This is a genomic window from Nonomuraea salmonea (genome assembly GCF_042428605.1).
GTDB lineage: Bacteria > Actinomycetota > Actinomycetes > Streptosporangiales > Streptosporangiaceae > Nonomuraea > Nonomuraea salmonea.
In genome coordinates this window covers 83,497-104,657 of the sequence record NZ_JBHMCF010000020.1, presented here as the reverse complement: position 1 = coordinate 104,657, position 21,161 = coordinate 83,497, and the positions used below count along the sequence as shown (strand labels likewise).

General features: G+C 69.8%; 21 protein-coding genes. 12 read left to right on the top strand and 9 right to left on the bottom strand.

All coding sequences use genetic code 11. The features are described 5' to 3' along the window. The first annotated feature begins 14 nt into the window (after positions 1 to 14). Positions 15 to 506 carry a hypothetical protein gene (locus ACFFR3_RS21220; protein WP_379483692.1) on the top strand — a complete coding sequence of 164 codons (492 nt, stop codon included), beginning with the start codon at positions 15 to 17 and terminating at the stop codon, positions 504 to 506. A gap of 286 nt (positions 507 to 792) precedes the next feature. Here the strand turns inward: ACFFR3_RS21220 and ACFFR3_RS21215 are convergent, their stop codons facing one another. Then, entirely contained in the window at positions 793 to 2,079 is a 1,287-nt protein-coding gene (locus ACFFR3_RS21215) for a transposase (protein WP_379483691.1), read from the bottom strand. A gap of 13 nt (positions 2,080 to 2,092) precedes the next feature. Between ACFFR3_RS21215 and ACFFR3_RS21210 the strand changes: the two genes are divergently transcribed. The 4 genes from ACFFR3_RS21210 (at position 2,093) to ACFFR3_RS21195 (ending at position 4,444) form a co-directional block, all read left to right on the top strand. Then, complete coding sequence (locus tag ACFFR3_RS21210) at positions 2,093 to 2,353, top strand: hypothetical protein (protein ID WP_345398593.1); 261 nt, start codon at positions 2,093 to 2,095, stop codon at positions 2,351 to 2,353. Further along, positions 2,353 to 3,123: a polymorphic toxin-type HINT domain-containing protein gene (locus ACFFR3_RS21205; protein WP_379483690.1), complete on the top strand. Its 771-nt coding sequence runs from the start codon at positions 2,353 to 2,355 to the stop codon at positions 3,121 to 3,123. Before ACFFR3_RS21210 ends, ACFFR3_RS21205 begins: the two co-directional genes overlap by 1 nt. A 4-nt stretch (positions 3,124 to 3,127) precedes the next feature. Next, complete coding sequence (locus ACFFR3_RS21200) at positions 3,128 to 3,700, top strand: hypothetical protein (RefSeq protein WP_379483689.1); 573 nt, start codon at positions 3,128 to 3,130, stop codon at positions 3,698 to 3,700. Positions 3,701 to 3,763: 63 nt separating this feature from the next. After that, on the top strand, positions 3,764 to 4,444 hold the full coding sequence (locus tag ACFFR3_RS21195; protein ID WP_379483688.1) for a copper homeostasis protein CutC: 681 nt from the start codon (positions 3,764 to 3,766) through the stop codon (positions 4,442 to 4,444). A 10-nt stretch (positions 4,445 to 4,454) separates the two neighbouring features. Here ACFFR3_RS21195 and ACFFR3_RS21190 read toward each other — a convergent pair whose 3' ends face one another. From ACFFR3_RS21190 to ACFFR3_RS21170, 5 genes are all read right to left on the bottom strand, one after another. Continuing rightward, a complete protein-coding gene (locus ACFFR3_RS21190) occupies positions 4,455 to 5,561 on the bottom strand; it encodes a DUF6986 family protein (protein WP_379483687.1) in 1,107 nt (368 codons plus the stop codon). A gap of 22 nt (positions 5,562 to 5,583) precedes the next feature. After that, complete coding sequence (locus ACFFR3_RS21185; protein WP_345398609.1) at positions 5,584 to 6,891, bottom strand: FAD-dependent oxidoreductase; 1,308 nt, start codon at positions 6,889 to 6,891, stop codon at positions 5,584 to 5,586. An 87-nt stretch (positions 6,892 to 6,978) separates the two neighbouring features. After that, positions 6,979 to 8,478 carry an AMP-binding protein gene (locus tag ACFFR3_RS21180; protein ID WP_379483686.1) on the bottom strand — a complete coding sequence of 500 codons (1,500 nt, stop codon included), beginning with the start codon at positions 8,476 to 8,478 and terminating at the stop codon, positions 6,979 to 6,981. Positions 8,479 to 8,494: 16 nt separating this feature from the next. Further along, on the bottom strand, positions 8,495 to 9,511 hold the full coding sequence (locus tag ACFFR3_RS21175; protein ID WP_379483685.1) for a phenylacetate--CoA ligase family protein: 1,017 nt from the start codon (positions 9,509 to 9,511) through the stop codon (positions 8,495 to 8,497). Between the two features lie 52 nt (positions 9,512 to 9,563). Then, positions 9,564 to 10,631 carry an LLM class flavin-dependent oxidoreductase gene (locus tag ACFFR3_RS21170; RefSeq protein WP_379483684.1) on the bottom strand — a complete coding sequence of 356 codons (1,068 nt, stop codon included), beginning with the start codon at positions 10,629 to 10,631 and terminating at the stop codon, positions 9,564 to 9,566. Between the two features lie 100 nt (positions 10,632 to 10,731). Here ACFFR3_RS21170 and ACFFR3_RS21165 point away from each other — a divergent pair, with 100 nt between their 5' ends. Continuing rightward, entirely contained in the window at positions 10,732 to 11,202 is a 471-nt protein-coding gene (locus ACFFR3_RS21165; RefSeq protein WP_355423373.1) for a hypothetical protein, read from the top strand. Here the strand turns inward: ACFFR3_RS21165 and ACFFR3_RS21160 are convergent. Beyond that, the gene (locus ACFFR3_RS21160; protein ID WP_345398626.1) at positions 11,199 to 12,140 is read right to left on the bottom strand and encodes an acyl-CoA dehydrogenase family protein; all 942 of its coding nucleotides are present in this window, start codon (positions 12,138 to 12,140) and stop codon (positions 11,199 to 11,201) included. The two genes, ACFFR3_RS21165 and ACFFR3_RS21160, sit on opposite strands and share 4 nt — an antisense overlap. 133 nt (positions 12,141 to 12,273) lie before the next feature. Between ACFFR3_RS21160 and ACFFR3_RS21155 the strand changes: the two genes are divergently transcribed. Together ACFFR3_RS21155 and ACFFR3_RS21150 are read left to right on the top strand one after the other, a co-directional pair. Further along, on the top strand, positions 12,274 to 12,945 hold the full coding sequence (locus ACFFR3_RS21155) for a hypothetical protein (protein WP_364385809.1): 672 nt from the start codon (positions 12,274 to 12,276) through the stop codon (positions 12,943 to 12,945). A 93-nt stretch (positions 12,946 to 13,038) separates the two neighbouring features. Then, positions 13,039 to 14,784, top strand: a complete 1,746-nt coding sequence (locus ACFFR3_RS21150; RefSeq protein WP_379483683.1) for a proline--tRNA ligase — start codon at positions 13,039 to 13,041, stop codon at positions 14,782 to 14,784. 137 nt (positions 14,785 to 14,921) lie between these two features. On the opposite strand, the gene ACFFR3_RS21145 is transcribed toward ACFFR3_RS21150, so the two are convergent. Together ACFFR3_RS21145 and ACFFR3_RS21140 are read right to left on the bottom strand one after the other, a co-directional pair. Continuing rightward, positions 14,922 to 15,383, bottom strand: coding sequence for a ferritin-like domain-containing protein (locus ACFFR3_RS21145; protein WP_364385803.1), 462 nt, complete (start codon positions 15,381 to 15,383; stop codon positions 14,922 to 14,924). After that, complete coding sequence (locus ACFFR3_RS21140) at positions 15,380 to 15,853, bottom strand: hypothetical protein (RefSeq protein WP_345398640.1); 474 nt, start codon at positions 15,851 to 15,853, stop codon at positions 15,380 to 15,382. Before ACFFR3_RS21140 ends, ACFFR3_RS21145 begins: the two co-directional genes overlap by 4 nt. A gap of 244 nt (positions 15,854 to 16,097) precedes the next feature. Between ACFFR3_RS21140 and rimP the strand changes: the two genes are divergently transcribed. From rimP to infB, 4 genes are all read left to right on the top strand, one after another. After that, the gene (rimP, locus tag ACFFR3_RS21135; protein ID WP_345398643.1) at positions 16,098 to 16,583 is read left to right on the top strand and encodes a ribosome maturation factor RimP; all 486 of its coding nucleotides are present in this window, start codon (positions 16,098 to 16,100) and stop codon (positions 16,581 to 16,583) included. Between the two features lie 24 nt (positions 16,584 to 16,607). Then, positions 16,608 to 17,600 carry a transcription termination factor NusA gene (gene nusA, locus ACFFR3_RS21130; RefSeq protein WP_345409614.1) on the top strand — a complete coding sequence of 331 codons (993 nt, stop codon included), beginning with the start codon at positions 16,608 to 16,610 and terminating at the stop codon, positions 17,598 to 17,600. After that, entirely contained in the window at positions 17,584 to 17,895 is a 312-nt protein-coding gene (locus tag ACFFR3_RS21125) for a YlxR family protein (protein WP_345398646.1), read from the top strand. The genes nusA and ACFFR3_RS21125 overlap by 17 nt, the downstream gene beginning before the upstream one ends. Before the next feature lie 112 nt (positions 17,896 to 18,007). Then, entirely contained in the window at positions 18,008 to 21,115 is a 3,108-nt protein-coding gene (infB, locus tag ACFFR3_RS21120; RefSeq protein WP_379483682.1) for a translation initiation factor IF-2, read from the top strand. Positions 21,116 to 21,161 lie beyond the last annotated feature (46 nt).

Below are 21,161 nucleotides of genomic sequence, written 5' to 3'. Positions count from 1 at the left end.
AGGTGCACGGAGAGATGACTGAGCGGGTTCTTGAAGTCCGAGTCGGCTCAGGGTTGGACAACCTGCGGTTCGGTATGGACGAGCCGCAGGTGAGAGCCGAACTTATCTCATATGGAGACGTGGTGGACGCGACGGCTCCAGGGGGTTCGCTGGCTCTTCGTACGCAAGGTCTCGACGACTCGTTCTCAATATGCGCTGCCTTCAAGAGCGACGGTGCTCTGTTCACTCTGGAGGTTTGGCGGCCAGAGGATGTGAATCTGATTGACGTTAAGCTGTACGACATCCCCCTTTTCGCCACTCCAGTTGAGCGTGTCCTTGCTCGAATATCAGAATTGGGGCATCGAATCGACTTCGATGACCGATGGCATCCAGTGCTGCCTGAAGCTTCGATCGGGTTGGACCGTGAAGGCGGCGATGACTGTGACGATGACGGCTTCGCCCGTCATTTTCAGTCGATATTCATCGCACCATGTGGCTATTATTTTTCGCCGCCCAGGTTTAGATAGCACGGCGAATGGAAGCCTGTCAGACTCGGCGCCGCTCGTAATAGCCACGCGAGGGTGCCGAATCTCGTTCGACGGTTATGTTGACGACTACCCTCGATGACTCACGAGATGGCCGTCCCTCCTGATCGGTTTCGGCTGATAGAGGTTTCCGCCTGATCGTCCCGTTTATTGCGGGCGAGCCTGGCGCGGCGGCTTACCCGAGACGCTCGGGCGGACGGCGGTTCCACGGGCCGCGAAGGAGACCTCGTCACTCCTTTCTGGGATCGGCGGGAGGTGTTCGCCCTGATCAGGTAGGCGTCGGCAGAGGGCACAGACGCTTCCAGCAGGTCAGGAACGCCTTCATCCATGGCCAGGTGGCACTGATCTTCACAATCCGCCCGAGTGCATGAGAAACCAGCCGGGCGGGCAGGTGCCGCAGGCAGTAGCGGAGGGTCTGCGGCTCGGCGCGAGCCAGTTCGGCATCGTCGTGCAGGCCCAGCAAGCGCGCCCAGGCGTCGATGTCGGCGGCGAGGTTGGCCGCGAGCACCCAGCCGATATTGACGGTCCAGGTCTTGGACGGCAGATTGCGCAACCCCATCACCTTGTTGGTACGCACCCTGTCTTCAACCTCGGCGTGGTCGCGACGGACGGCATCGATGAACTGGACGTGATGGCTGCCCGGGATACCGCGCAGCCCGAGGTTGGTGGCGATGATCGCGTACTTCCAGCCGGTCCGTTTCTCCAGATCGGTGAGCCGGCGGGCGTCGCGGGCCGAGGGCTTGACACGGCAGACCAGCAACCGGATCCCCCAGGTGGCGGCACGCTCGTCCAGCCCGGTCAGTTCGGCGACCTCAGCGTGGGGATGCACCGTGCCGTCCCGGCGCACGGCCGGCTGCCAGGCATCGGCGGGGAGCCGAGCCATCGCCGCCTCGTCGACGTCGGTGATCTCCCAGCCGACGGTGAAGCGGACCGTGCGCCGGGTGGTGTTCAGCCCTTTCATGTGTTCGACCAGGTCGTGGGTCGCCCCCGCATCATCGATCCGGATCCAGATCCTGGCCCGGAAGCCTTCGGGGATCTGCCGGATGGCCTCGGACAGAGCCCGCACATGATCGGTGATGGTGTTGGACCCGCCCGATCCGATCCGTAACAGCATCGCCAGCGACTCGTGCGTGTTGGCGCACCAGCCGGCCAGCGGGTGGAACCGTAGCCCTTCTTGAAAGTGGCCGAGGCGCCCTCCTTGTTCGAGTGCGCGGTGATCAGGGTGGCGTCTAGGTCGATGACAACCCACCCGGTGAGCACCTTGCCGGCCACGCACAGCCAGGGGAATCCGGTCCACGAAGAAGAGGTCGACGACCAGGAAGCAGACGGCCAGGGCGGGGGCGAAGAAGCCGACCAGGCCGGTCGCCAAGTCGCCGAAGGTCAAGACTCCCAAGGTCAAGAAGCCCCAGACCAAGACGCCCAAGGTCAAGAAGCCGAAGGCGAAGACCCAGAAGAAGACGACGAAGACGACGAAGACGACCAAGAAGACCACGAAGAAGACGGCTTCTAAGCCGAAGACGAAGACTTCGACCAAGAAGAAGAACGAGACCGCCAACGAGGCCACCGAGATGGTCTTGGAGGAAGCGGAGGTCGCCGACTTCGCCACCGCGGGCGTCGAGTACGACGGCGTCGACTATGACGGTGACCTGCTGTGCCGCAGCATGATCTCCTGCGCCAAGGACGTGGTGGAGGAGCTGGGGGAGAACGCCGCCGAGGACATCGCCGACAAGGTGATCGAAGAGGTCATCGACGCCACGATCCCGGACTGGACCCGCCCGGCACGACCTGCGCTCTGCCCAACAGCTTCGTCCCCGGCACCCCGGTCCTGATGGCCGACGGCTCGACCAAGCCGATCGAAAAGGTGGAGACCGGCGACGAGGTAGTGGCCACCGACCCGGCGACCGGCCGCACGGAAGCCCGCCCGGTCCTGGCGTTGATCAGTAGCAAGGGCGTCAAGAAGCTGGTCGACATCACCGTCACGGTGGACGGCGCGAAGGACGTCATCACAGCGACGGACAACCACCCGTTCTGGGTCCCGAAGCGAAAGGCCTGGCTGACCGCCGGCGCCCTGCAGCCCGGCATGTGGCTGCAGACCTCAGCCGGCACGTACGTCCAGATCACCGCAGTCGAACACCGCACCGCCACCCAACGCGTCCACAACCTGACAGTCGAGGACTTCCACACCTACCATGTGGTGGCGGGTACGACTCCGGTCCTCGTACATAACGATAACCCTCGCTACACAGATGAGGAATGCTTCGCACTAGCCGATCGTTATCGAGATGAAGAGCTGCAGCGGATGTCAAAAACTCAGAAGCGTAAGCATGTGATGATTATTGGGGTCGTAGACTGTATCACTGGCGACTGGGCGGTTGGCAAAAAGCGTTCTGGGGCTGGGGACTTCTGCGCTGAAACGGATGGCACCGATCAGTTACTTCAACGCGGTTCAAAGCGAGAGAATCTCCGCTACGGCCATCCTATGTATCCCGATACAGGTCGAGTGGCTGAAGTATGCAACATTCGTTGTCAGGACGACTACGAGAGAAGCCAGTTTCCCCCTGACGCTGTACCACAGCCCGGCGGATCTTGGGAAAGGTAGTGTGATGGGGTGGGACTGGAGCTCCGTGCCAACTGCTACGGGGAGGGCTTCAGAGCTGGCGCCGTATCTCGATGCCCTGCTCGAAGGGGAGGAACCGAGGAGAGACAAGGCATTTAGCTTCATATATGGGAAGGTGGTTAATCAAGGGGACTTGTATGCGGGGGCTGCGCCTGTTGTGGATAGAATCTTGGCCTTTTTGAGGGCGCAAGGTTCGTTGCCTGAGTATGCGTGGCTGATACTTCATGAGATCTTTCGCGGCGCTTCGTACGGCCGCACGGTATGTGCTCCCGATGGGGAATATGGCATCGAGGAATATTGCCGCAGGCAGATCCTCGGCGAGATGGCAATCATCAGCCGGTCGATTGCGGGGTTGACCGGGAACGCCTTCTTCTACTGCATGTTGCTTTTCGGCAGCATGGGCGAGTACAGCCCTGAAGTCAGAGCGATCCTCGAGCAGGAGGTCTCGACGTCCACCGGTGAGCGGCGGCAAGTGGCGAGTGATGCCTTGGAAGTGGCGGTCGAGCTCGCGGCGGAGAGGGCTTCAGGGGTGAGGGAGCCGTCCGATGATCAGCGGTGATCGGCCGACAGCGGGGTGGCCATAGTGGCACAAAGGGGCAGATAGCCCTATAACCTCTCCTCCATGACCGGATCCCTGCTTGAGGTGATCGCGCTCAACGTGCGCGACGCCGTGGCCGCGGAACAGGGCGGCGCCGACCGCCTGGAGGTCGTGGCCGACATGGCGGCCGATGGGCTGACTCCCTCCCCGGAGACGGTCGCCGCGATCGCCGCAGAATGCCCCCTCCCACAGATGGTGATGTTGCGCTGCGATGCCCACTTCGCGGCCGATCCCGACGTGCTCGACCGGCTCAGGCGGGATGCCAAGGCGCTCGCTCAGGCGGGTGCGGCCGGGTTCGTGTTCGGGTTCCTCGATGGTGGTGGGGCGGTGGATCTGGCGGCAACCGAGGCGCTGATTCATGCCGTCTCGCCCTTGCCGTGGACTTTTCACCGGGCCGTTGATCATGCGGCCGATGTGCATGCGGCGTGGAGGGCCGTGCGGCTGCTGCCGAATCTCGCTACCGTGCTGACGTCCGGGGCGTCGACCGGGGTGGGGGACGGGCTGCCCGTGCTCAAGGCGCGGGCCGACGCCGGTGACGCGTCGATCGTACTGGCGGGTGGTGGGTTGCGGCCGGCTTACGTGCCGGCGCTGCTGGACTATGGCATCAGGGCCTTTCATGTCGGTTCCGCCGTACGGGCAAGCTGGTCCGATCCGGTGGAGTGGCGGCTCGTACGCCAATGGCGGTCCCTGATCGAGCGCGACTGACAAACCTCGATCAGGGAAGGGCCTGGTCGGCGCGGCGCAGGGCGGCGGCCAGCGTGCGGATGGTGGCCGGTTCGTCCATGACGCCGCCCCCGGCATCCCGTCGCTCCTGCCAGGCCAGCACCCGCTCCCGGTACGCGTCGTACCGCGCCAGGTGGAAGGCGTAGACGGTGGCGAAGCGGCTCACCAGGTGGGACGGGTGCATGTCCCAGCCCTGGTAGTAGCCGTGCCGCAACGAGTGGCGGACGAGCTCGGCGTGCCGCCGCCACAGCGCGTGGACGTCGGCCGTCCGGTCCGAGGCGGGGGAGGCGGCCAGTGAGCCGTCGGACAGCTCGACCCCCGTGCCCGCGAACGCCGTCTGCATCACGTGCCGGGCGTGATCGCAGGCCGGATGGTCGAGCCGCTGCTCGTGCGGCGGCAGCCCGATCGCGGCGGTGTAGTCGAATACCCCGAAGTGGGCGGCGGCCAGCCGCCCGCCCAGCGACTCGTTGAGGTCGCCGCGCAGGAACGGCAGCGTCTGCGGCGCCTCCACCTGCATCTCGAAGCGCAGCCGCGTCCCGAACTCACCCTCCAAAGCGGCAAGAACCCCGACAAATTGCCCAAGGTACGCTTCCAACAACACCTTGGGAAATGTCACGACGAATCCGGGGGGCACCTCCCCGACCGACCCCACCACCCCGGCCAAGAAGACCCGCAACGTCCCCACCGACCGAGCAGGATCCCCATCGGCGAAGGACTTCACCCGAACCCCCCACCGCCGAGGCAAGGCCCCGGAGGCATGCAGGGCGGCGACCGCCTCGGCGGCCTGAGCGGCATGGGCATCCTCGACGGCATACCCACGCACCCCGTACCCGTCCTCGAAGTCGATCCGCAGATCCTCGACGGGCTCGGTGGCGAGCTTGCGCAGCACCTTGTCATGCACGGCGGACGCCAGAGCACCGGGCACGTCGAAGACGGAAGCCACCTCGGCAGGGCCGGAAAGATGTGCCTTCACCAGCGAAGACGCGGAATCACCCCAGTCGGCGACCGTCCCGGCGGAGAACCGGTCAGCGGGCACGTAGACGGTATGGACAGGCTGCCAGGCAGGGTCGACAGCGGAGGGATAACGGGCCTGCTGCACCCGATAAGTCTCCGAGAACCCCTCAGGGACGGCACGCACGGAGCATGGCCTCCAAGCCCACGAGCTTCACCCTTTCACCCCGGCCCAGCGAACGGGCCAGCTCGGTCTCGGCCGCCTCGATGCCCAGCCACTCCTCGTACGTGACGGGCTGGACGCCCCGACCGGCCAGCAGCGCCTCGATGGACCCGGACCCGGTGCGAGGCGACCCGGAGAGGTCGGAAAGCAACGTACGGACGGTCTCAGCGGCATCCGACTTGTTGGTGCCGATCACCCCGGTAGGCCCCCGTTTGAGCCACCCGGCGACGTACTCCCGCTCCCGCTCCCGCACCCGCCCCGCCACATTGGGCACCGTCATGCTGGACTCGGAGAACGGCACCCCAGGCAACGGCACACTCTGATACCCGACCGACCGCAACACCATTCCGACGGGCAACGTCTCGTACTCGCCGGTCCCGACGACCCGCCCCTCCTCCGACAGCCGGGTCCGCTCAAGCCGCAGCCCCTCGACCCGCGAGGTGCCGAGGATCTCGACGGGCCGCAGCCAGAACCGCACGTCGAGCCGGCGCGCCCGCCCGACGGGCTCGCGCGCCGCCCACTCCTGCAGCACCTTGATGTTGCCCTGCACCTGCCGCGGGAAGTCGGCGCCGAGCACGACGGCCTCATCGGGCCGCACGCACACGTCGGCGTTGGCCAGCTCGCCCAGCTCCCGCAGCTCCTTGAGGGTGAACTTGGCGTGCTCGGGCCCGCGCCGCCCGATCATGTGGATGGCCTTGACCTGGCTCTCGCCGAGCCGTTCGAGCACCTCGTGGGGCACGTCGGTGGCGCGCAGCTCCTCGGCGGTCTTGGCCAGCACGCGGACGACGTCCACCGCCACGTTGCCGACCCCGATGACCGCCACCTCGGAGGTGTCGAGCGTGAAGCGCGCGGGATCGACGTCGGGATGCCCGCAGTACCAGTTGACGAAGTCGGTGGCGGCCACGCTGCCCGGCAGGTCCTCGCCGGGGATGCCGAGCTTCCTGTCGACCATCGCGCCGGTGCAGTAGACGACGGCGTCGTAGACGCCGAGCAGGTCATCGACGGACAGGTGGGAGCCGAGCGTGACGCCGCCGAAGAAGCGCACCTGCGGCAGCTCCAGCACCCTGCGCAGGTAGTTGGCGATCGACTTGATGGACGTGTGGTCGGGCGCGACACCGTAGCGGACCAGCCCGTACGGCGTCGGCAGCCGCTCGAGCACATCGACCTGGACAGGTTCGGCCGCCTGCTTGACCAGCGCCTCGGCCGTGTAGATCCCGGCGGGGCCCGACCCGATGACCGCCACGTGCAACGTCACGCTGCCTCCCTATGCCGGTTGTGCGTGCGCCCGGGATGTGACCGATGTATCCCCGTTTGTCGGCACGGCTGAACCCGCATCCCCAGGCTACTCGCCGTCCGGCCGATCACGCCGTAACGCGAGCTTGTCCACTTTGCCGTTGACATTCACGGGCAGGGCGTCGAGCACGATGACCCGCTTCGGCACCTTGTAGCCGGACATGTTGGCTTTGGCCCAGGCGATCAGCGCCGCGGGATCGGGACGCACGCCGGGCCTGCCCACCACGTACGCCACCCCCGCCTCGCCCGAGACGGGGTCGGGCACCCCGATCACCGCCGCCTGCGCCAGCGAGCCCTCCCGCAGCAGCAGCGACTCCACCTCGGCGGGCGAGACGTTGAACCCGTTGACGATGTACAGCTCCTTCTTGCGGTCCACGATGGCGAGGTTGCCCGCCTCGTCCAGCACGCCGACGTCCCCGGTGTGCAGCCAGCCGCCGGCGTCCACCACCTCGGCCGTGCGCTCGGGCTCGCCCCAGTAGCCGCGCATCACCCCGTAGCCGCGCTGCAGGATCTCGCCGCGCTCGCCGGGCGCGACCTCCTTGCCGTCGTCGTCCACGACCTTGACCTCGATGCCGGGGACGGGCCTGCCGGTGGTGTTCGCGACGACGTCGATGGGGTCGCCGGCCCTGGTCATGGAGACGACCGTGCCTTCCATCAGCCCGTACGCGTTGATCATGCGTTCGAGCCCGACCTCGCCGACCAGCCGGGTGATCAGAGCGGCCGGTACGGCCGCCGCCCCGCAGATCGCCACCCGCAGCGACGAGACGTCCCACGAGCCGCGCTCCAGCTCGTCCAGCACCCGGGAGAAGAGCGTGGGCGGCCCGGCCAGCACACTCACCCGCTCATCCGCGATGAGCGACATCAGCGCGCCCGGCGCGAACGACGCGATCGGCAGCATGGTGGCGCGGCGCATCACGCAGGCGATGAGCCCGGCGTTCAGCCCGAAACCATGGCTGAAGGGGGCGATCACCGGATAGCGATCGTGCGGGCCCAGCGTGACGATCTCCGACCAGTCGAGGTAGCCGCGCAGGATCTGCGCGTGGTCGAGCATGACCCCTTTCGGGGTGCCGGTGGTGCCGGAGGTGGCCATGATCTCGCACAGATCGGAGTCCCGTACGGCCAGCGCCCGCTCCTCGGCCTCCCGCGCCGGCACCCGCGCGGCGAGCCCTCCCATGGGGACCACGCGCGTCTCCGGCAGCAGCTCCGGGGAAGCCCCCGGCCCCGCGATCACCACCTCCGCGCCGGTCTTGGCGATGAGCTCGCCCGCCTCGATGCCTTTGTAACGGGGCGAGAGCGGCACGATCACCGCGCCCGCGTCCCAGATTCCGAACGCGTGGACCACCCACGAGGCGGAGTTCACCCCCCAGAGAGCCACCCGGTCGCCGGGCGCGACGCCTAGCGCGAGCAGCCCCCTGGCGACCTCCGACGCCGCCGCCCGCAGCCGCGCCAGCGTGAGGCGCGGGCCGCCGGGTTCGGCGACCACGACGTCGTCGGGATGCCGTTCGGCCTGGTCGCGCAGCATGCGGGGAAGCGTTTCCCAGGATCCCATGGGCTGCCCCTTGCTCTCAGGTGATGAGTGACCGGTCCCTTCCGAGGTGGTGGCCGCGCAGGTCGTTCACGGTGCCGGGCGCGGGGGTCTCGGAGACCTTCGGCGCGATCTCCACGGCCACGGAGATGGGGGTGAGCGCGCGTACGGACTCCTCGATGCGCGCCTTCCACATGGGGTTGCCGATCAGGCTCTCGCGCCCGAACGTCACCGTCAGCGCGGCCGTGTCCAGCGTCCCCTGCCTGCTGACGGCCAGCTCCCAGCCCGTCACGCCGTCGATGCGCGCCAGCGCCTTCTCCAGCCGGGGCAGCGCCAGCCACAGGCCCCTGACCAGTACGTGCTCCCCGACGGTGTGCGCGGGGGCGTGATCGGGGCCAAGAGCGACGAGACCCGTTCTGAGGACGGCGCCGGGCGTGGTGAGGACGAGTTCGGCAGGTCCTGACTCGATCAGCACGTCCTCGGCGGGCGAGGCAAGGGCCAGCAGGTCGTCCGCGAGCGGCGTGAGCGGGTCCTGCTCGGCCGCCCGCCAGGCCAGCGCGGCCCCGCCGAACGGGCTCGCCAGCACCTCCGTCACCCGCGCCCCGAACTCGTGCGCCAGATGCCCCATCGTCCGCTTGGAGGCGATCTCGCCGGTCAGCACGATGGTCCTGAGCCCGAGATCCAGCGGGTCCAGCAGGAACTCCAGGTGCAGGCGGGCCAGGAAGTCCATCGCGCCCGTCGGAGTGGCGACCAGCGTGGTGGCCCTGAGTGCGGTCAGCGCGTGGTGCAGCCGCATCCGGCCGCGCGGCCCGACGGCCGCGCCCGCCTCGGCCACCTCCGCCGCCGCCGCGGCCCACAGCGAGCCCGCCGGCTCGGCCAGCGCCACCACGACCCGGTCACGCTCGCCGACGCCCGCCGCGCGCAGCGCCCGCGCCGTACGCGTGCGGTCGTCGGGGCCGAGCGGGACGGCGGCCGTGCCGTCGGGGGAGACGAGCAGCAGCCCGGAGACGGAGCTGGCGGCGGCCCCGAGGTCGTCCCGGGTCGGCCAACGCCCCATCAGCGCATCACGTCCTTCAGCCTGAGATCGTCCCGGGTCGGCCGGCGCCCCATCAGCGCATCACGTCCTTCATGAACAGCGTCATCGACGCGCACACGTGCTCGTGCGCGAGGCCGCCCACCTGCGCCTGGATGATCAGGTCCGTCGCGCCGGCCTCGGCGATCCTGGCCAGGGCCTTGCGCGAGCCCTCCACGTCGTCCACCACCACCATGAGGTGCTCGCGCAGCGTGGCCATCGACTCGTCGGGCGGCAGCCCGGCCGCGAGCTGGCCGAGCACGCGGTGGGTGGCGTGGCGGGCGTCGTAGTAGCCGGGCGGGGTGACGAGGTTGACCTGGCGGCGGATGTACCACAGCACGGGGTCGGCGGCGGTGGTGATGGCCTCGTCGCGGGTGGGGGCGACGTACCAGGGGATCATCAGCGCGACGCGGCGGGAGCCGGGGTCGAAGCCGTGCTCGGCCAGGCAGGTGCGGTAGGCCGCGATGTCGGCGGCGACGTCGTCGATGCCCTTGAGCATCGTCATGCCGAGCAGGTTGTAGCCGTGCCGCGCGGCGGCCAGGTAGCCCTCAAGCGAGGTGGAGGCGACCCAGACCGGCGGATGGGGCCGCTGCACCGGGCGCGGGTAGACGGCCACGTCGGGGATCTCGAAGAACTCGTTCGAGCGGCTGACCGGCTCGCCGTCGGCCTGCCAGATGGCCAGCGTGGCCTCCAGCGAGTCCTCCCAGATCTGCCGCGACCGCTCGAACGGCCGGCGGAAGGCCTGGTATTCCAGCGGCGAGGCGCCCCGCCCCGTGCCGAACTCCACCCGGCCGCCGCTCAGCACGTCCAGCGTGGCGACGCGCTCGGCCGTGCGGATGGGGGACTGGAACGGCAGCAGCACCACTCCGAGCCCGAGCCTGATGCGCTCGGTGCGCTGCGAGATGGCGGCCAGGACCAGGTCGGGGGCCGAGGAGTGGGAGAAGCCCCGGGTGAAGTGGTGCTCGACGAACCAGGCGGCCTCGAAGCCGAGCCGGTCACCCAGCACGACCTGGTCCACCACGTTCTCGAACGCCTGCCGCTCCACGTCCCTGGAGCGCCCGCGCACCTCCAGCTCGTACCCCAGGCTGATCCGTAGGGACGTCATCGCGCCTCCGGAGAGTTAGGAAACCAAGCGCTCGCTTGGTAGAGCGTATCAGCGGCAAAGACTTGCGGGAAGGGCGCGGCGACGATCAGAGTGGGTGTTCGTGAAGCGAAAGCACGCGCTGCGGCGGACCAAGAGCGGCACGTCCACCTCCCCAGGCGACGAACTCTCGCTCACCGGCGCCCGCAGGTACGAAGCGTTCGGCCGGGTGATGGCCGCGCTCGCGACCGAGGCCGACTTCATCGAGTCCTGCCGCGACCTCACCTGGTGGCGCGGCGCCGACCACAGCTGGCACATCGAGTGGCGCGACGGTCCTTACGCGTCGGAGGTGGCCGCGCTGCTCGCCGAGCAGGTACGCGGCCGCGACGGCTCCCTGGTCACCCAGGCGGGGCCCGGCCGGCCCGGCTCTGCGGTGCTCGACGTGATGGGCGTGCGGTTCGAGCTGCGCGCCATCGACCCCATGGGCCGCGCCACCGTACGCGCCCGCCCCGGCCTGTGGCGGCTGGCCGAGGCGCTCGACACCACCCGCCGCACCAACACCCGCCACCCCTGGGAAGAGCTGCTCGGCGGTTAGTCCCCGAAGACGTGCACGCCCAGGCGGGCGCGGTGCGCCTGCGGCGGGCCGAAGAGCTGGGCGTCGGAGGTGGCCCGCTTGAAGTAGCGGTGCGCGGGATGCTCCCAGGTGATGCCGATGCCGCCGTGCACCTGGATGTTCTCGCCCGCCGCCGTCAGATACGCCTCCGTGCAGTACGACCCCGCGATCGCCGCGCTCACCTCGCCCACGTCCGCCGCCGCACCCAGGGCCGCCGAGCGGGCCGACTCGACCAGCAGCAGCACGTCGGCCAGCTTGTGCTTGATCGCCTGGAACGACCCGATCGGCCGCCCGAACTGGTGACGCCGCCCGGCGTGCTCCACCGCCATCTCCAGGCACCGGGCCGCCCCGCCGGCCTGCTCGGCCGCCAGCGCCGTGATGCCGAGGTCGCGGACGCGGGCCCACGACCCGCCGCCGAGCCGCCTGGCTGGGGTCCGCTCGAAGCGCAGCCGCCGCAGCGGGCGGCTCTCGTCCATCGTCACGTACGTCTCGCGCTCCGCCGGCTCCGCCGTCACCAGCAGCCCGTCCACGTAGGCGAGCACCAGGTCCCCGGCGAGCGCGTACGGCACCTCGCCCGTCAGCAGGTCGCCGTCGAGCCGCAGGTCGCCGTCGCCGGGCAGCACCACGGTGGCGCTCGTCCCGCCTTCGGCGAGCGCTGCCAGCTCGTCGCCCGCCTCGCACTCGCGCAGCGCCGCGACCGCCATGACGGCGGACTGGAGGAACGGGTGGGGTGACAGGACGCGGCCCAGCTCCTCGGCGACGGCGGCCATCTCGAGGGGGCCGCAGCCGGCGCCGCCGTACCGCTCGGGGACCATCAGGCCCGCGAGCCCGAGCTCGCGCGCGCATTCCTGCCAGGACGCGCCCGGGCGGTCGGCGAGATGGTCGCGGACGGCGGCGCGAAGGTCATCGGCGAGTGCCACGCGAATATCGTAACCAAGCGCTTGCTAGTTTTGGTAGGGATATGACCGAAATTTGCCTTTTCGGGACGTATGCATAATCTGGAGCTGGTCATCCCCAGACGCATCGGGGGGAGGGGTTGACCAGGGAATGGACATGAACAACACCACGATCGATTACGCCGACTTCGCCGAATACGACCGGCGCCAGCGCGCCATCGAACATCATTTGCTGGGCGCCTTCTTCGGGGGCCTCGCCGTCGGCATGCTCGGCATGCTCCTTTCCGGCAACGGCCCCCATTGGGCCGGCCAGATCTACGACCCCTACGCCTACCTCGCCCTGTCCCTGGTCGTCGGCGCCACCGCGTCGGGATTCGCCTGGGCGCTGCTGACCACGTTCCTCGCCTCGCTGTCCACACTGGTCGCCGCCATCGGCGCGAGCGCGCTGCGCGGCGCCGACCCCTTCGACCTCACCGGCCCGGGCGCCGCCGGGCTCAACTGGACGCTCGCGCTGCTCGTCTGCCTCGGCCTGCTCGCCTACGCCACCCGAAGGGACGACGTCTGGGGCGACGTCGCGGCGGGCGCGGTCGGCGCCGCGCTGATCGCCGACGTGGCGGCCAGAGCGGCACCCGGCGTCGTGGAGAGCGAGCAGTCGTTCTGGCCCGGCCCCGCGGTGGTGACCGGGGTGCTCATTGTGGCCGCGGTGCTCGTCCTGCGCAGGAACGTCCGCGGACGCGTGCGCGCGCTCGCGCTGTCGGCCACGCTCGCCGGGCTGGTCACGGCCGCCATGACCGCCGCCATGGTCGGCTGGTTCCCCCTCGACGGCTGAGCGCGGCCCGAGCTGTGGATAAGCGCGAGCGCATCGCTCCTCCGACTCGATAGCCTGTAGTCCTCCACATCCAGCTTCGAGCAAGGAGTAGCCGTGTTGCTGCGCATGTCGTCGTTGTTTCTTCGCACCCTGCGGGACGACCCGGCAGACGCGGAAGTGCCGAGCCACAAGCTCCTGGTCCGTGCCGGCTACGTCCGCCGCGTCGCCCCCGGCATCTACTCCTGGCTCCCGCTCGGCAAGTTGGTGCTGGAAAACGTCACCAAGATCGTCCGCGAGGAAATGAACCGCATGGGCGGGCAGGAAGTGCTCTTCCCCGCCCTGCTGCCGCGCGAATACTACGAGGCGACCGGTCGCTGGACCGAGTACGGTGATCTGCTCTTCCGCCTGCAAGATCGGAAAGGCGCCGACTATCTCCTCGGCCCCACCCACGAGGAGCTCTTCACCGACCTGGTCAAGGGCGAATACTCCTCCTACAAGGACTATCCGGTCACGCTCTACCAGATCCAGACCAAATATCGCGACGAGGCGCGGCCCAGGGCGGGCATCCTGCGCGGCCGTGAGTTCGTCATGAAGGACTCCTACTCCTTCGACCTCGACGACGATGGCCTCAAGCGCTCCTACGAGCAGCACCGCGAGACCTACATCAGAACCTTCGACCGCCTCGGCATCGACTACAAGATCGTCTTCGCGCAGTCGGGCGCCATGGGCGGCTCGGCCTCCGAGGAGTTCCTGGCCCCCACGCCCACCGGCGAGGACACCTTCGTCGCCTGCCACTCCTGCGGCTACGCCGCCAACGCCGAAGCCGTCGTCACCACCGCGCCGCCCGCCAAGTCCCTCGACGACGCGCCGGCGCTCACGGTCATGGACACCCCCGACACGCCGACCATCGAGTCGCTGGTGTCCCACGTCAACGAGCACCACGGCCTGTCCATCACCGCCGCCGACACGCTCAAGAACGTCGTCGTCAAGGTCGTCACGCCCGGCTCCGACAAGGTCGAGACGCTGGTCATCGGCGTGCCCGGCGACCGCGAGGTCGACTTCAAGCGCCTGGAGGCGGCGCTGTCACCCGGCGAGCCCGCGATCTTCGAGGCCGAAGACTTCGCCAAGCACCCGGGCCTGGTCCGCGGCTACATCGGCCCGCAGGTCCTGCGCGGGCTCGGCATCCGCTACCTCGTCGACCCCCGCGTCGTCACCGGCACCGCCTGGGTCACCGGCGCCAACGAGCCGGGCAAGCACGCCGCCGGTGTGGTCGCGGGCCGCGACTTCGTCCCCGACGGCACCATCGAGGCCGCCGAGGTCCGCGCCGGCGACCCCTGCCCGCGCTGCGGCTCCGAGCTGTCCATCGACCGCGGCATCGAGATCGGCCACATCTTCCAGCTCGGCCGCAAATACGCTGACGCGGCCGGCCTCGACGCGCTCGGCCCCGACGGCAAGCCCATCCGCATCACCATGGGCTCCTACGGCATCGGCGTCTCCCGCGCGGTGGCCGTGATCGCCGAGCAGGCCCACGACGAGCTGGGCCTGGTGTGGCCGCGCGAGGTCGCGCCAGCCGACGTCCACATCGTCGGCACCGGCAAGGAGAACCAGGTCGAGGCCGCCCTTGAGCTGGGGGCCGAGCTGGAGTCGCGCGGCCTGCGGGTGCTGGTCGACGACCGGCCGCAGGTCTCGCCCGGCGTCAAGTTCAAGGACTCCGAGCTGCTCGGCGTCCCCACGATCGTCGTCGTGGGCCGCGGCCTGTCGCAGGGCGTGGTCGAGCTGCGCGACCGCGTCTCGGGCGAGAAGTCGGAGATCCCGCTCGCCGAGGCCGCCGACCGCATCGTGGCCGCCACCGGCGCTTGAGGACAGGCGTGGAGCCCGCTCAAGCCGAGCGGGCTCCACTCACGCCACGGGCAGCGCCGCCTTCGTACGCCGGCGCACGACCACCGGGCCCACCAGGCAGGCCGCCGCGATCAGCAGGCTGACCACGCTGAGCGCGGTCAGCCGCCCGGGGGAGGCGAGGCGGGCGGAGTGGCCGGCTGTGGCATGCCGGGGAAGGCCGCCGGTTGAGCAGCGCGGAAGGCATAGGAGCGGGTGACCGACTCCTGCATGGCGAGCGCGGCGTAGCGGCGCAGCTTGACGTCCTGCGCGGCGGCCAGCTCCAGGTACGCCGCCGTCACCCCCGCCTCCAGCTGCACCGCCAGATCGGCGGCCAGCGTGGCGTTGGAGGGGATGAACGGCAGCTGGTAGGACGCCTCCGGCTCGACCGGCCGCCCGCCCCGCGAGGTGATGTAGGAGCGCAACTGGTCGCGCCGCGCCCGGTGGGCGTCGTAGGCGGCGCTCATGCGGTCGCGCAGCCTGCCCGACGTGCGCGCCCCGAGCAGCCCGTACGCGAACAGCACGGCGTGCTCGGCCGCCAGCGCCTTGCCCAGCTTCTCCACGTCGTCGCCCGCGGCCGTCACAGCGACCTCGGCAGGGCGATCGCATGGACGGCCTCGCAGGCCCCGATGCTGGCGATGAGCTGCGCGATGCCGGGCGAGACGGCGTCGAGCTGGCGGGCGCGCGAGGCGGCCGCCTTGCGCTCAAGGTCGCGCAACCGTTTCAGCGACGGCTTGCGCGTGGTCGGCGAGGAAGAGGGCGCGGCGGAGGTGGCCGCCGTGAGGGCGACGGCCGGGACGTGCTTGCGCAGCTCGGTCAGATGAGCCTGGTGACGGTCACGAAACGGCGCCAGCTTGCCGCCCCCGTCGGCGATCAGCGCCGAATAGAGCGCGATGGTACGTTCCTTCTCCGCGATGAGCGCCTTCAGCAGCACGACCTCGGGAGAGTCGGGCGCCGGAGAGGGCGACGGAGGAGGGCCGGACGCGCTGCAGGCGGTCAGAGCGGCCGCCCCGCCCGCCAGCACGGTTCGCCGGGAGAGCTGACGCGGGCGCACGAACTCCAACCTCCACTTGTCACCTACCTGGCAGGGCCTGGCTACCGGCCTCGGTAGCATCGTACGGCCAGTGCCCGCGCTCGCCGTCCGGCGACGCTCCGCCATTCGACCACGACGAGTGGCGCTCTCTCCGTGCCCTCATACGGATAGGGTGTCAACTGTCGTCGCTGGCTGAGAGGTCAGACGGCGGCAGAGCCAGTGGCGAGGTCCGCCCGGCTGAGACATGACAATAGGGGAGGTCGATATGGGCAGCGCATCACCCCGCGACCACCTGATGAAGCTCCTGGAGCCCGTGGTCAGCGCGGAGGGCCTCGATCTGGAGGACATCACGGTCACCCAGGCGGGCAAGCGGCGGCTGCTGCGCGTGATCGTCGATCGCGACGGCGGCGTGAGCCTCGACGACGTGGCCGACGTCAGCCAGGCCGTCTCCACGGCGCTCGACGACACCGACGCGATGGGCCAGGCGGCTTACACGCTCGAGGTCTCCTCGCCGGGCGTCGACCGGCCGCTGACCGAGCCCCGCCACTGGCGGCGTGCGGCCAAGCGGCTGGTGAAGGCGGAGCTGAGGGACGGCACCGTGGTCGAGGGCCGCGTCAAGACCGCTGACGAGAGCGGCGTCGACCTCGACGTCGCAGGCGAGCCCCGCAGGCTCGGTTATGAGGACCTGACCCGCGGACGGGTGCAGGTGGAGTTCCGCCGGATCGACGACGTCGACGGCGACGAAGGCTAAGGGGGAGCCGTCGTGGACATCGACATGAGCGTCCTGCGCAGCCTTGAGCGGGAGAAGGACATCTCCTTCGACCTGGTCGTCAAGGCGATCGAGGACGCGCTGCTCATCGCGTACTTCCGCACCGACGGCGCCGCCGCCAAGGCGCGGGCGGAGCTCGACAGGGCCAGCGGCCACGTCACGATCTGGGCGGCGGAGCTCGGCGAGGACGGCGAGGTCGTCAGGGAGTACGACGACACTCCTTCCAACTTCAGCCGCATCGCCGCCACCACCGCCAAGCAGGTCATCCTGCAGCAGCTGCGCGACGCCGAAGACGAGATCAACTTCGGCGAGTTCGCCAGCCGCGAGGGCGAGCTGGTCTCCGGCGTGATCCAGCAGGGCAAGGACCCGCGGGTGGTGCTGGTCGACCTCGGCAAGATCGAGGCCGTGCTGCCGCACGCCGAGCAGGTGCCCGGCGAGGAATACGTGCACGGCGAGCGCATCCGCGCCTACGTGGTGCAGGTGAAGAAGGGCCACAAGGGCCCCTCGGTCACGCTGTCGCGCACCCACCCGGGGCTGGTGAAGAAGTTGTTCGCGCTCGAGGTGCCGGAGATCGCCGACGGCACCGTCGAGATCGCGGCGGTGGCGCGCGAGGCGGGCCACCGTACGAAGATCGCCGTCAGGTCGCGCAAGCCCGGCGTCAACGCCAAGGGCGCGTGCATCGGGCCCATGGGCTCACGCGTCCGCAACGTGATGACCGAGCTGCACGGCGAGAAGATCGACATCATCGACTGGTCGGAGGATCCCGGCGAGTTCGTCGGGAATGCCCTGTCGCCGGCCCGTGTTTCCCACGTTGAGGTTCTCGACCTTGACGGGCGGGTGGCGCGGGTCACCGTGCCCGACTACCAGCTCTCGCTGGCCATCGGGAAAGAGGGGCAGAATGCCCGGCTCGCCGCCCGGCTCACGGGCTGGCGGATCGACATCAGGCCCGACACCCAAGCCGAGGATGCCGCCGGTTCCGTAGATGCGTCAACACGGTAAGCTGGAATATGGTGGCCAAGCGGTTCCACAGCGCACCTGTGTGGGCTGCAGGGTTCGCACGGCTAAGTCCGAGCTGCTCCGCCTGGTGCTGGTCGAGGACCATGTGGTCCCTGACCTGCGAGGACGGCTCCCTGGTCGCGGTGCATCACTGCATCCGTCCTTGAGTTGTCTGGAGCTCGCCGAGCGGCGCCGAGCGTTCCCGCGCGCGTTCCGCGTGCCGGGGCCGCTTGACGTGTCGCCCGTGCGGGCGCACTTGGAGGGAGACCACGAAATGTCATGTAGGACGCCGAGTTGATGGGCGGAGTCAGATTGCTATGAGCGCCTGATGAGCACGCGGCGATGAAGACGTCAAGGTAGCGACGGTCCGGACGGCATAGCCAGCCTCCCGGGCCGAGTAAGGGAGTGCAGTGGCGAAGGTCCGGGTATACGAGCTCGCTAAGGAGTTCGGCGTAGAGAGCAAGGTCGTCATGGCCAAGCTCCAAGAGATGGGAGAGTTCGTCCGTTCGGCGTCCTCGACCATCGAAGCGCCGGTGGTCCGCAGGCTCACCGAAGCGCTGGGGGCATCCAAGGGTGGCCCCTCTCGTGGCGGCGGTCAGCCGTCCAACAAGCCGCAGCCGCCAAGGGCTGCGCCCCGGCCGGCGGACAGCCAGGCCGGTAACGGCGCCGGGCAGGCGCCTGTTCCCGCCCCGCCGCGTCCCGGGCCCAAGCCCGGCCCGCGGCCAAGCCCCGCGGCCGGTGGTCCCAGTGGTGGACAGGGCGGCGGACAGAGCGGTCAGGGTGGCGGTCAGCCGCGCCCGCCGGTGGCCATGCCCCACCAGCAGCCGCAGCAGCCCGAAGCGGCACGCGGCGAGACCTCTGGGGCTCCTCAGGCACGATTCGAGAGCGGCGCGCCCGCTCGTCCCACGCCTGGCCCGCGTCCCGGCCCCGGCGCCCGTCCCGGGCCCAAGCCGGGTCCGCGTCCTGGCACCGGCGGTGGCGGCGGCTCCGCGCAGGCGCCGCGTCCCGGCGCGCCCTCCGGTGGCGGTCCCCGTCCCGGTCCCGGCCCCAAGCCGGGTCCGCGCGGCCCGCGTCCCGGTAACAACCCGTTCTCGTCCAACGCCAGCGGCATGGGTCAGTCCAGGCCGCCGCGCCAGGGTGGCAACCGCGACGGTGGCGGCCCCGGCCAGCGCGAGCGTCGTGACGGTCCGCCGCGCGACGGCGCGATGCCGCGTCCGCCGCAGGGCCGTGGCGGCGACAGGCCGACGCCAGGCCCGCGTCCCGGCCCGCCGCCCGGCGGTCCGCGTCCTGGTCCCGGCGCCGGTGCGGGCGGTCCCCGTCCTGGTGGCCCGCGTCCCAACCCGATGATGATGCCGCAGGGCCGTCCCGCCGGTCCCGGCGGTGGCGGCGGTGGCCGTCCCGGTGGTGGCGGTGGCGGTCGTCCCGGTGGTGGCGGCGGTGGCCGTCCCGGTGGTGGCGGTGGCCGTCCCGGTGGTGGCGGCGGCGGTTTCGCCGGTCGCCCGGGTGGCGGCGGCACCGGTCAGCGCACGGGCGCTCCCGGCGGCGGCTTCGGCGGTCGCCCGGGTGGCGGTGGCCGTGGTCGTGGCGGCGGCACCGCGGGAGCCTTCGGGCGTCCCGGCGGCCGTCCCGCGCGTGGCCGCAAGTCCAAGCGCCAGAGGCGCCAGGAGTTCGACAACATGTCGGCGCCGGCGATCGGCGGCGTGCAGGTCGCTCGCGGCAACGGCGCGACGATCCGCCTGCCGCGCGGTGCGTCGCTGTCCGACTTCGCCGACCGCATCGGGGCCAACCCCGCCTCGCTCGTGCAGATCATGCTGCACCTCGGCGAGATGGTGACCGCGACGCAGTCGGTCAACGAGGAGACGCTGCAGCTGCTCGGAGCCGAGCTGGACTACAACATCCAGGTCGTCAGCCCCGAGGAGGAGGACCGCGAGCTGCTCGAGGCCTTCGACATCGAGTTCGGCGAGGACGAGGGCGACGAGGCCGACCTGGCCGCGCGCCCGCCGGTGGTGACCGTCATGGGTCACGTCGACCACGGTAAGACCAAGCTGCTCGACGCCATCCGCAAGACCAACGTGGTGGCGCGCGAGGCGGGTGGCATCACCCAGCACATCGGCGCTTACCAGGTGTCCACCACGCACGAGGGCGAAGACCGCAAGGTCACCTTCATCGACACCCCGGGTCACGAGGCGTTCACCGCCATGCGTGCCCGAGGCGCGAAGTCCACCGACATCGCGGTGCTGGTGGTCGCGGCCGACGACGGCGTCAAGCCGCAGACGATCGAGGCGCTCAACCACGCCCAGGCCGCCGAGGTCCCGGTCGTGGTCGCGGTCAACAAGGTCGACAAGGAGGGCGCCGACCCCAACAAGGTCAGGGCCCAGCTCACCGAATACGGCCTGGTGGCCGAGGAGTACGGTGGCTCGACCCTGTTCGTCGACATCTCGGCGAAGAACGGCACCGGCATCGACAACCTCCTCGAGGCCATCCTGCTGACCGCCGACGCCGAGCTCGACCTGCGCGCCAACCCGACGATGGACGCTCAGGGCATCGCGATCGAGGCCCACCTCGACAAGGGCCGCGGCCCCGTCGCGACCGTCCTGGTCCAGCGCGGCACGCTGCGCGTCGGCGACTCCATCGTGTGCGGCGAGGCCTTCGGCCGCGTCCGCGCGATGCTCGACGACAACGGCGACCAGGTCGAGGAGGCCACGCCGTCGCGTCCCGTCCTCGTGATGGGTCTGACGGCCGTGCCGAGCGCCGGTGACAACTTCATCGTGGTCACCGACGACCGGATGGCCCGGCAGATCGCCCAGCAGCGCGCGGCGCGCAAGCGCAGCGCCGACATGGCGAAGTCGAGCCGGCGCCGCACCCTCGAAGAGCTGTTCAGCGACCTCGAGAAGGGCCGCGTCGACGAGCTCAAGCTCATCATCAAGGGTGACGTGTCCGGTTCGGTGGAGGCCCTGGAAGACGCCCTGCTCAAGATCGACGTCGGCGACGAGGTCAGGCTTCGAGTCCTGCACCGCGCGGTCGGCGCCATCACCGAGTACGACGTCAACCTGGCCGTCGCCGACGACAACGCGGTCATCATCGGCTTCAACGTCCGCCCCGAGCCTCGGGCGCGCGACCTGGCCGAGCGCGAGGGCGTCGACATCCGCTACTACTCGGTCATCTACCAGGCGATCGAGGAGATCGAAGCGGCGCTCAAGGGCATGCTCAAGCCCGAGTTCGAAGAGGTCCAGATGGGCTCGGCGGAAGTCCGCGAGGTCTTCAAGGTGCCGAAGATCGGCAACATCGCCGGTGCTCTGGTCCGCTCCGGCGTGATCGTCCGCAACAGCAAGGCCAGGGTGATCCGCGACGGCGTCGTCATCGCGGACAACCTGACCGTCTCGTCCCTGCGTCGCTTCAAGGATGACGCGACCGAGGTCCGCGAGGGCTTCGAGTGCGGTATCGGTGTCGGCTACAACGACATCAGGCTCGACGACGTGATCGAGACGTTCGAGATGCGGGAGAAGCCGCGCGTGTGACGCGCGGCCGGGCGCCCGGCGGGACATCCGCCGGGCGCCTCTCGCA

What these genes read in the sequence shown, in the direction of transcription:
- ACFFR3_RS21195 (WP_379483688.1), top strand. Translation starts at nt 3,764, where the DNA reads ATGACCGGATCCCTGCTTGAGGTGATCGCGCTCAACGTGCGCGACGCC.
- ACFFR3_RS21170 (WP_379483684.1), bottom strand. Translation starts at nt 10,631, where the DNA reads ATGACGTCCCTACGGATCAGCCTGGGGTACGAGCTGGAGGTGCGCGGG.
- ACFFR3_RS21175 (WP_379483685.1), bottom strand. Translation starts at nt 9,511, where the DNA reads ATGGGGCGTTGGCCGACCCGGGACGACCTCGGGGCCGCCGCCAGCTCC.
- rimP (WP_345398643.1), top strand. Translation starts at nt 16,098, where the DNA reads ATGGGCAGCGCATCACCCCGCGACCACCTGATGAAGCTCCTGGAGCCC.
- ACFFR3_RS21200 (WP_379483689.1), top strand. Translation starts at nt 3,128, where the DNA reads ATGGGGTGGGACTGGAGCTCCGTGCCAACTGCTACGGGGAGGGCTTCA.
- nusA (WP_345409614.1), top strand. Translation starts at nt 16,608, where the DNA reads ATGAGCGTCCTGCGCAGCCTTGAGCGGGAGAAGGACATCTCCTTCGAC.
- ACFFR3_RS21155 (WP_364385809.1), top strand. Translation starts at nt 12,274, where the DNA reads ATGAACAACACCACGATCGATTACGCCGACTTCGCCGAATACGACCGG.
- ACFFR3_RS21220 (WP_379483692.1), top strand. Translation starts at nt 15, where the DNA reads ATGACTGAGCGGGTTCTTGAAGTCCGAGTCGGCTCAGGGTTGGACAAC.
- ACFFR3_RS21205 (WP_379483690.1), top strand. Translation starts at nt 2,353, where the DNA reads ATGGCCGACGGCTCGACCAAGCCGATCGAAAAGGTGGAGACCGGCGAC.
- ACFFR3_RS21125 (WP_345398646.1), top strand. Translation starts at nt 17,584, where the DNA reads ATGCGTCAACACGGTAAGCTGGAATATGGTGGCCAAGCGGTTCCACAG.
- ACFFR3_RS21210 (WP_345398593.1), top strand. Translation starts at nt 2,093, where the DNA reads ATGGTCTTGGAGGAAGCGGAGGTCGCCGACTTCGCCACCGCGGGCGTC.
- ACFFR3_RS21180 (WP_379483686.1), bottom strand. Translation starts at nt 8,478, where the DNA reads ATGGGATCCTGGGAAACGCTTCCCCGCATGCTGCGCGACCAGGCCGAA.